The sequence below is a fragment of the Phormidium sp. CCY1219 genome, assembly GCF_055795085.1.
In genome coordinates this window covers 1-9,028 of the sequence record NZ_JAYFEQ010000365.1, presented here as the reverse complement: position 1 = coordinate 9,028, position 9,028 = coordinate 1, and the positions used below count along the sequence as shown (strand labels likewise).

The window sequence follows — 9,028 nt, the reverse complement described above, 5'->3', positions numbered from 1 at the left end:
GGGGGACCGGGGGTCAGTCGCTCGGCTTATATCCCCACGGATAAATCCGGGGGCTTTACGCCGATTCTCGGTAAAAGGCGCAAGCATCCTGCGTCAGGGGGTCGAGTAACCGGCCCAGGGTAGACCAGGATTTGCCATAAAGGGAATGGGCGTGGGCGGCGCTGACGGCATCCGGGCGCGCTTGGTGGATTTTGGAATGAATGGCAAATCCCGCCGCATTCACCGGTTTATCCCCTTCGATGACTTCACCTTTGTGATTCACTAATAGCAGGTCACAGACGCGAATGTGACCGAAGTACATGCCAAAGGGATTGACCCAAAAGCGATCGGGAAATTCCGGATCCCGCGCGGTGATGTGACCGGCGAGTCCTTCATCAAAACCAAAATGGGCAAACAAGCGAAAGGCAGCAGCTAGGCGCTGTTTCCGGTGAATTCGTTCCGCTTCCAGACTCTCGAAAGTCGGCGGTTGCGGGAGTTCGGGTTTGATTAAGCGGGTGTCTATGGCGTGTTTCATCTCGGGCAGTGGTTGCAAAAAAGACTTCTTTTAGGTTAACTTGGGGGTAACGAGTCTTAATAAAAGTTAACACTAAACCGCAGCAAATGCAAAACCTAGCCAACTGAGGTGTGATGATGAACAACCTACAACTATCCCGAACCGGGGCGGCAAGTCTCTCCCCATCGCCGATTGTAGAAATAAACGGGCAACTGAAGTATAAATCCGATTGTATGACGCCGGAATATTTCGCCCGATCGCCTTTCACCATCGAGCTTTATGGCGATCGCGTCCGGGTAGACCATTTCGTCCCGATCTTACCCGATGCCAATTCGGCGATCCAGTACAGCGATCGCCTGGTGGAATTAGGCGCTGCGATCGCCGAAGGACCAGGAGAATGGCCGAATGAATTTTGTCCCGAAGACGAGCCTTTTCCAGATGATTTGGCCATGTATTTCATCAGCTTCGTCCTCCCTGCTGGCGGCATACTCGTGCTTTTGGCCCCTCACGCCCCCCACGATCGCCTCGACCGCGATCGGCGCGCCAGCGGAGATAATGCCGTTCCTCATATTGCCATTCAAGTAAACGATATGCACTCCGCCGCCCAACACTGGCGACAGAAAGGCTTTATCCCCCTCTCCGCACAACCGCAAGACGACGGTTGCTTGTGTCAGTGGTTCCTGAGAAATTGGGCCGGACAGGTTATCGAACTGATCCGCCGCCAACCCGGAGGTCAAGATACTTTTTCCTGCCAGAACATTCGCGGGTTGCGCCTCTCGGAAGTTGAGCAATAACAGGCGATTGAAATACCACCGTGGCAATACCGGGCGGGGGATTGAAATCGCGCCTGGGCTTTTTCAAACCCACCGATATATACTATATTTTAGCACAATGAGAGAATATCGGGACATGGCATGCCCTGTCCCGATACGCGATGGTACTCCATCAAAAGTTTAGAAAATTGGGATTACTCCTGCGGATCGCCCGGAACTTCAGATAACGGCATCGACCGACCATATCGGCCTCTGCCTCGTCCTTGGCGACCCCGAGGGAATTCATCATCCATTGGGGGGCGATTTCCTTTACCTCTACCGCGCCCGAAACCGCGACCCATTCCCGGTTCCGCGAATTCCGCCGATTCCGACAACAGCTCGCGAATCTCACTTAAAAGCTGCCGCACCTTTTGCCATTCTGGGGCATCTGCCGGTTGCGCGTCGCATTGCATCTGCCATTCATCTAGCAACCCCGTTAACGATTCCGGGGCGCAATCGTTCCCGCTATCTAACTCTCGCCCAATTTCCAATAGGCGATCGGCTAATGCCACCGGCACTCGGATCGTGCGCGTTTCTCCATGCCGCCAGGCTCCTTTTCGTCCCGCGCCGGGACGGTATCCACCACGTCGATGCATAACTGTTCTCCGTATCGAACTTTGACATCTTCATCATAGGCGAATTTTGATTCTGTGTCAATATCCAAAACCAAAATATTTACAAAACTATAGATTTCGTGACAGAATCACTATTTCCACCCCGTAGGGTGCGTGACTCGGGTCGATCCAGATTGCAATTATCCCCCAAATCAACACCCCGAGTCACGCACCATTCCAACCACCCAATCCCTCACCGCAGAGAATCTCAACCCAACGTGGCATCGATAAACTTAAGCTGCTGATAGAGCATGTCAATTTTGGGAAGTTGCACCCCCTGACTTGCCGCCGCGCGCAAGGGATTGCCAAAAATGGCTTCCACTTCCAGAGGTTGAGCGCGATCGCAATCTAACTTCATACTCGTGAGATAGGGTTTCATTTTCACCGTATGGTCCAGCATCGAATCGAGGAAACTGGGGGGAATTTCCCGTCCAAACGCCGCCGCACCGGCAACCACCTCTTGCATCAACTGTTCTGCCAAAGTGCGGGTGTGCGGATTTCCCATCAGGGCATCAGTTTTGGCATCCAACACCACCGAAAGGCCATTAAACGGGATATTCCACACCAGTTTTTTCCATCGCGCCAGGAGCAAATCCTCCGAGAATTGAACCGGAATCCCCGCTTGTTTGAAATCCTCCCCAATGTGACGCATTCGGTCCGTAATGCCTTGGGGTTGATAGTTCGCCGCATATTCGGCAAAATTAATGTATCCGTAATCCAGATGGCGGATATGTCCCTCACCGACTTTATTCGAACAGATAAAGCACAGTCCTCCCATAACGCGATCGCTGCCCACCGCCTCAGCCGCCAGCTCTTCACTACCGAGGCCGTTTTGTAGCAATATTGCCACCCCCGAATCCTTCATCACCGGGGGTAGCAGTTGGGGTAACAAATCATTGCGCGTGGTTTTCAGCGCCACCACCACCGCATCGCAAGGCGGCATCTGATGCACGTCATTATAGGCATAGACCGGGTTGAGGGTAAAATCACCATCAACCGACTCCACAATCAAACCGCGATCGCGCACCGCATCGTAATCCCGATGCAGCAAAAAATGAACCTCCAAACCCGCCTGTTGCAATTTTGCACCGTAAAATCCACCGATCGCGCCAGTGCCGATAATTCCATAGCGGCGTTTACCCTGAGACTGAGATAATTCCCCCATCATCAAAATCCGTCTAACTCGCTACATCACAACAGAACTTACGCACCTACTTCACAGGTACGATGGACAATAAATTGCCCACCCTACAGGTAATGCTTAATTTGACAAGATGCCTAAGTCCTACAGAAATTACTCTACCTCACAATCCGCTAGAGTCAAATGCAAACCGTAGCCTAAGTTTCCCGAAAAATTTCCGCCTATGCCTTGACAAAATACAATTTTTGTGGTAATAAAATTCCCACAGCGCCACCCCACCTATCTCAACACCGACTCGCCCCAAACCCGATTATCATAAAAAGGAGTTTACGAAACTTCATAAAATGACCGCAACCACAGAACAGCTTACCGCGCCAACCCAATTAGAAAAGCAAACTTGGACTTGGAGAGGCCATCAAATTAAATACAGCATCCGGGGCGAAGGTCAGCCCTTGGTGCTGATTCATGGATTTGGAGCCTCCATCGGTCATTGGCGCAAAAACATTCCCGTATTAGCAGAAAACGGGTATCGAGTTTTTGCCATCGACCTACTCGGATTTGGCGATTCCGATAAACCCCCCCTCGAGTACACCTTAGAATTGTGGCAAGCCCTGCTCAAAGACTTCTGGGAAGAACAGATCCGAGAACCCGCCGTATTTATCGGCAATTCCATCGGCGCGCTACTCAGCTTGATGATAGTCGCCGATTCTCCCGAAATTGCTGCCGGGGGCGTATTGCTCAACTGCGCCGGCGGATTGAATCATCGTCCCGAAGAACTCAATCCCCCATTGCGGGTGGTGATGGGGATGTTTGCCAAGCTGGTGAATTCTCCCACCGTCGGGCCATTTTTGTTTAATCGCATCCGTCAGAAACACCGGATTCGCAGAACCTTGAGGCAAGTGTATCGCAACCCCGAGGCGGTTTGCGATGAATTGGTAGATTTGCTTTACGAACCCTCTTGTCATGCGGGGGCGCAGAAAGTATTTGCCTCCATTCTCACCGCCCCGGCGGGCAAACCCCCCGTGGAGTTTTTGCCCAAACTCCAGCGTCCCTTGTTAGTCTTGTGGGGTGCGGATGACCCTTGGACCGCGATCGCCGGCGGACGGATTTTTGAAGAGTTTGCCAATACCCAGGCGATCGAGTTTGTTTCGATTCCCAACACCGGTCACTGTCCCCACGATGAGCGTCCAGAAATCGTCAATCCGCTGATTGTGGAGTGGTTGCAAAAGTTATCCGCGCCAGAAACAACCCCGGCGATCGAGCAGGGATAAACCGGGCATGTAGAGGCGCGAAATTTTCCGCGTGACTCGTTCCCCCCGTAGGGGGGAACGCCCTTTTGTAGAGAGGCGATTTATCGCGTCTGACATTCATTACCATTCCTCCCAGTCAGCTTTCGATCGCTTCTTGGTCCAGTCATCTTGCCCTTGCGGTTCTGACTGCCAATTCTCGGCGGGTTGTGGTTCCGATGCAGTTTGATTCTCCGGGGATGGAGGAGGAATCTGCGAGGCGTTGTCTTCTTCCTCCTGTTCCGGGGAGGGCGGTGGTTCAGAAGCAGGGGGAGTGATAATTCGCGCCTCAGTTTCTCCCGGGGATTCCCGGTCCTCATCCCGGGACTCGCCGCGATCGCGATAGCTGTAGGAATACATGGATCCGGACCAAGATTCGCTCCTCGGTTCTTTTACCACCTCGTAGTTATAAGCGTCAGATTCGATTTCGTCGAAGAATTCCTCATCTTCGTCGATCCAGTTTTTGTCATCGTCGAATTCCTCGGCGGAGGTCGGGTGAAAGGGTTCCCCCGGGTCGTTATCCTGCAGGTGGGTCGCATTGGGGTCCCAAGTTCGGCCAGAGGGCGGGGGGGTTTCTGATTGGGGGTTTCTGGCGGAGGGAGACCAGGATGCGGGAGGTTCCGGGGAGGGTTCTATCGGGTCGCGGTAGGGCGATCGCCCCCGTCTGACTCGCGACTCTTTGGCGGCCCAATGAGCGTAGAGACGCAAGAGCATGTCCATCACCCAGGACGTGACACCACCGAGGGCGATCGCCCCTAACACCCACACCGACAGAGGTAAGGGGACAGATTTCATCCCTAAAAACACCAATGCCAGACTCGGCGAGGTATTTTGCACGGCAAAAATAATTAATCCGCCGAGAACCACCAGCAGCAGCACAGTGCGAAATTCACGCATAAGAATTTAACTCTGAATAATCAAGATAATGGGGAATAGGTTAATTTAAAAAATCAGACTTTCTCATTAAAAGCGGGAGTGATTAATGGCCTGACCAGCGACGCAGGGGAATGCAATCGATGTCCAAGATATCCAACGCCCGCGCCACCACAAAATCTACCAAATCCTCAATGGTTTTGGGTTTGTGATACCAGGCGGGAATTGCCGGGACGATAGCAGCGTTTGCTTCTGCCAAAGCGGTCAAGTTTCGCAAGTGAATCAGACTAAAGGGGGTTTCGCGCGGGACGATGACCAATTTGCGACCTTCCTTGAGCTGCACGTCAGCGGCGCGTTCGAGCAAGTCAGAACTCAACCCATTAGCGAGTTTGGCCACCGTGCTCATACTGCAAGGGAGGATGAGCATTCCCAAGGTACGGAAAGAACCACTTGCTATATTAGCGCCTACATCCTGCCAGGGGTGACAAGTCAGGGTACCGGTGGTCACACCGCCGGCTTGTTCGCGCCAGAATTTTTCTTGCGCGGCGGGGTCTGCGGGCATGCGGATATTGTTTTCAGCTTGCCAGACCATATAGGTGGATTTAGAGGCCACCAGTTCGATGGGATAATCGGCCTCGAGCAGGAATTTAATTGCGCGGACGGCGTAGATTAAACCGGATGCGCCGGTGATGCCTAAGATTAGGGGGAGTTTTTGTTGGGGGTTGGAGTTGGAGGTATTAATTTTTCCGAGGGAAGTTGTAAACGACAAAGCTGGGGGTTATTTTATCATTGGAGGAATGTTTTGAACTGATTTTAAAGGGGAGAAAGGGTGAGGAAATAAGGGGGTTGAAAAGGTGGGGAAAGTTAGGAGGGTTCCCAGGGTGAGCCTAGGAACCCGTTACAGGTGAAGGGGGGAAGTTAAACCGGTAGGGGTTTATTCTTCATCGTCATAGTCGTAGTAGTCGCGATCGCCCATGCGATAATCGGAATAGTCATCGGCACTGGCTTCGCTACCGCCGCCCACGGCAACCAAGTCAATTTGCTGACGGTAATAGTCCACACTTTTGACTTGAACTTCGACCCAATCGCCGAGGCTGTATTGCTTGCGGTTTTTGCGGCCCACGAGCGTTTGTTGGCGAGAGCGATACTCGTACCAGTCGTCTTTTAGGGAAGAGACATGGACCAGACCTTCCAGACGCAGGGGGGAACCATCGGGGGATTCCACTTCGATTTCCACGAAGAAGCCGTAAGATTGGACGCCGGTAATCAGTCCGGAGAAGGTTTCCCCGGTGCGTTCTTTCATCAGGCCGGCTTTTTGCAGACCTTCCAAGTCGGCTTCGGCTTCTTGGGTTAATTTTTCCCGTTCGGTCAGATGGCCAACTAGAGTGGAGAATTCGGTTTCAAACTCCTGTTGGATATCGGGGGGGAGGACATTCCAGGTAATCAGGCCATGACAGTTACTGCTATGTAGGTCAACTCGATCGCGGGCGCGGGTGGTTTTGCGATCGCGGCCTTTGTCGAACAGAGTTTTGAGCAATCGCTGCACCAATAAATCCGCATACCGCTGCACTGGTGCGCTAAAGTGAGTATATCCTGTTGTGAGCGCCAAACCAAAGTGAGGGTTAGCTAACGTGCTGTAGGTGGGCGGTTTCAGGGTAGACTCCAGCAGATAAGTGAGGACTCGCTCGCAAGTGGATGCGGCAAACACCTCAGTAAAGTCTTGAAAGTCCGTAGGCGTGACCTCATCCGGGTCATCGAGCATTACTTCCACCCCCATCTGGCTAGCCAGCTTGATCAGTTCGTCCACCCGATCGAGGTCCGGCGCGGGTTGAACCCGATAAATGCCGGGAAGGCCGAGTTCCTTGATGTGGTTAGCGATCAGTTGGTTGGCCAGGATAACGAACTCACACATGAGTCCCCGAGCCGTGAGGTGAGAAGAAAGGGCGATCGCCCCTTGCACGCCTTCATCGTTAAAGACCGACGGGCAAGTGCCGTATTGATTCGGTGGCAGATTCAATTCAAAGCCACCGCGCTCCCGACGTTGCTTTTGCAGTTTATAACTCAAGCGAAACAGTTCATCTAACAGCTCGTTCACCTCATCCGGGAGGAGTTCCCCATCTTCAGAGGGTTGGCGATCGCGCAACTCATTCCACCAACTCGGAATCGTTTCTGGGTCAGCCACTTCTTCTTGAACTGAATCCAGTAGAGATTGAGCTTGGGAATTCGCCACCTGATAGTCAACCTGGATAACGCTGGGTTGAATTTCAAAATCCACCACCCCAAATTCATCTAAGGTGACTAATACCGAAATCGCGAGGCGCTCTTCACCTGGAATCAGGGAACAACTTTCCACCGCGATCGCCTCGGGAAGCATTGGCAATACCGTCTTGCCCAGATAGGCGGACACGCCCCGCTTGCGCGCTTCGCGGTCTACAGCCGTATCCGGTAGGACCCAATGTGCCACATCAGCCACGTGAATGCCAATCCGCGACTGACCCCCCTTGAGCGATTCCAAGGTAAACGCTTGTTCGACCACAAACGAGGAATTATCCAGTCCAGATGTGGGCATCACAGAGATAGCAAACAGTTTCCGCAAGTCCAAGCGATTTTTCAGATCGCTTTTTCGCACCGACTTGGGAAATTCCGCAATCTCATCGAAGACGGATTTTCCGAAAGAGCGAGGTAAGTCATGCTTGCAGCAGACAATATCCAAATCATTGGCATCTTCAGCATCGGATCCGAGAATTTGAGCCACGCGCCCCACAGGCGGATTGCTACCCAGGGCGTAGCGCAAAACTTCCACGTGAACCAGATGATCCACCGCCGACTCCAGAACCACCCCATTGGGTTTCAAATCCAGTTCAAACAGCAAGCGATCGTCCAAAGGAACCGCTTGATAGCGAGAGTCGCTTTGTTTTACCCGCGCCAACACCGAAGGGTTAGAGCGTTCCAGAATCAGTTTCACTTCTCCTTCCGGAGAGCGACGACGGCTGCCCTCTTTAATGATATTGACCAACACGCGATCGCCATTCCAAGCATTACTCAGATGGCATTCTCGGATATAAATATCCTCCGTGCCTTCTTTATCTTGAATCGCAAAGCAAAACCCCTTGCTCGAGCAACGTAGTTTAGCTTCCACGACATTTTCTTCCCAGATGCGACGATAGCGACCCTTCTCTTTTACGAGAAGGCCAATTTTTTCCAACGCATCCAGGGCGATTTGCAAATAGCGCACGCTCGTTTCATCCTGGCAACCCAGTTTCTTTTCTAAGACCTTGGGAGCAACCAATTTGTCATCTGCAAAATTTGCCAGTAGTGTAGCGATTGAAAAGTCCATGAGCGCGATCGATCCTTGTTTTTCCATTCGGTTCTCTTCCTGGGACACAAAACAGCGGTAGTTGCCGCCGATCTCCAGCATTCCCGAGCCTTTCGGCCAGTGACGACTAAGCGTTCGCCATTAACGAGATTGTACTGGAGCGAGCATCCCCGGCATCCAACCCATCCCGCCAAAACCGTGGTAGCGTATGAATGCTCCCCCACCTGCTGGCGCAAGGTGGGAGTGTCCCGGTAGGGCTTACGGCTGTCAGGCCCGCTCCCCGTATCCCAGTCAGGTAGCATTCTCACCGCGCACTGGGAGCTTTTGCCCAGATGCGCCTCCAAATCGTTTCCGTCTGGAGCTAATTTGAGAAAATGAATTGTCCGTGGATTCTAACCTAGCTCCCTACATTTACTAATTGGGCGATACCAGGATTTACAGGGCATCCAGCCTTGCCAAATGGGTCGTGTCTCCGGTTGGCTCGGAATCTGTG

8 protein-coding genes are annotated in these 9,028 nt (G+C 52.6%); 2 read left to right on the top strand and 6 right to left on the bottom strand.

Annotation, left to right across the window (positions count from 1 at the left end; translation table 11 throughout):
- Positions 1 to 55: 55 nt before the first annotated feature.
- Entirely contained in the window at positions 56 to 514 is a 459-nt protein-coding gene (locus tag AC0QH1_RS07110) for a class II aldolase/adducin family protein (RefSeq protein WP_324630289.1), read from the bottom strand.
- 113 nt (positions 515 to 627) lie between these two features.
- On the opposite strand from AC0QH1_RS07110, the gene AC0QH1_RS07105 reads away from it, so the two are divergent.
- Positions 628 to 1,287, top strand: coding sequence for a VOC family protein (locus AC0QH1_RS07105; RefSeq protein WP_324630288.1), 660 nt, complete (start codon positions 628 to 630; stop codon positions 1,285 to 1,287).
- Between the two features lie 173 nt (positions 1,288 to 1,460).
- Here AC0QH1_RS07105 and AC0QH1_RS07100 read toward each other — a convergent pair whose 3' ends face one another.
- Together AC0QH1_RS07100 and AC0QH1_RS07095 are read right to left on the bottom strand one after the other, a co-directional pair.
- Positions 1,461 to 1,901 carry a hypothetical protein gene (locus AC0QH1_RS07100; protein ID WP_324630287.1) on the bottom strand — a complete coding sequence of 147 codons (441 nt, stop codon included), beginning with the start codon at positions 1,899 to 1,901 and terminating at the stop codon, positions 1,461 to 1,463.
- Between the two features lie 226 nt (positions 1,902 to 2,127).
- A complete protein-coding gene (locus tag AC0QH1_RS07095; RefSeq protein WP_324630294.1) occupies positions 2,128 to 3,084 on the bottom strand; it encodes a putative 2-dehydropantoate 2-reductase in 957 nt (318 codons plus the stop codon).
- A gap of 320 nt (positions 3,085 to 3,404) precedes the next feature.
- Between AC0QH1_RS07095 and AC0QH1_RS07090 the strand changes: the two genes are divergently transcribed.
- Complete coding sequence (locus tag AC0QH1_RS07090; protein ID WP_324630286.1) at positions 3,405 to 4,331, top strand: alpha/beta fold hydrolase; 927 nt, start codon at positions 3,405 to 3,407, stop codon at positions 4,329 to 4,331.
- A 99-nt stretch (positions 4,332 to 4,430) separates the two neighbouring features.
- Here the strand turns inward: AC0QH1_RS07090 and AC0QH1_RS07085 are convergent, their stop codons facing one another.
- The 3 genes from AC0QH1_RS07085 to AC0QH1_RS07075 all read right to left on the bottom strand — a co-directional run bounded on the left by AC0QH1_RS07085 (position 4,431) and on the right by AC0QH1_RS07075 (position 8,556).
- Positions 4,431 to 5,243: a LapA family protein gene (locus tag AC0QH1_RS07085; RefSeq protein WP_324630285.1), complete on the bottom strand. Its 813-nt coding sequence runs from the start codon at positions 5,241 to 5,243 to the stop codon at positions 4,431 to 4,433.
- Positions 5,244 to 5,325: 82 nt separating this feature from the next.
- Positions 5,326 to 5,961 (bottom strand): flavin prenyltransferase UbiX, encoded by a 636-nt coding sequence (locus tag AC0QH1_RS07080; protein WP_324630292.1) that lies wholly within the window; start codon positions 5,959 to 5,961, stop codon positions 5,326 to 5,328.
- 192 nt (positions 5,962 to 6,153) lie between these two features.
- Positions 6,154 to 8,556 carry a ribonuclease R family protein gene (locus AC0QH1_RS07075; RefSeq protein WP_324630291.1) on the bottom strand — a complete coding sequence of 801 codons (2,403 nt, stop codon included), beginning with the start codon at positions 8,554 to 8,556 and terminating at the stop codon, positions 6,154 to 6,156.
- Positions 8,557 to 9,028 lie beyond the last annotated feature (472 nt).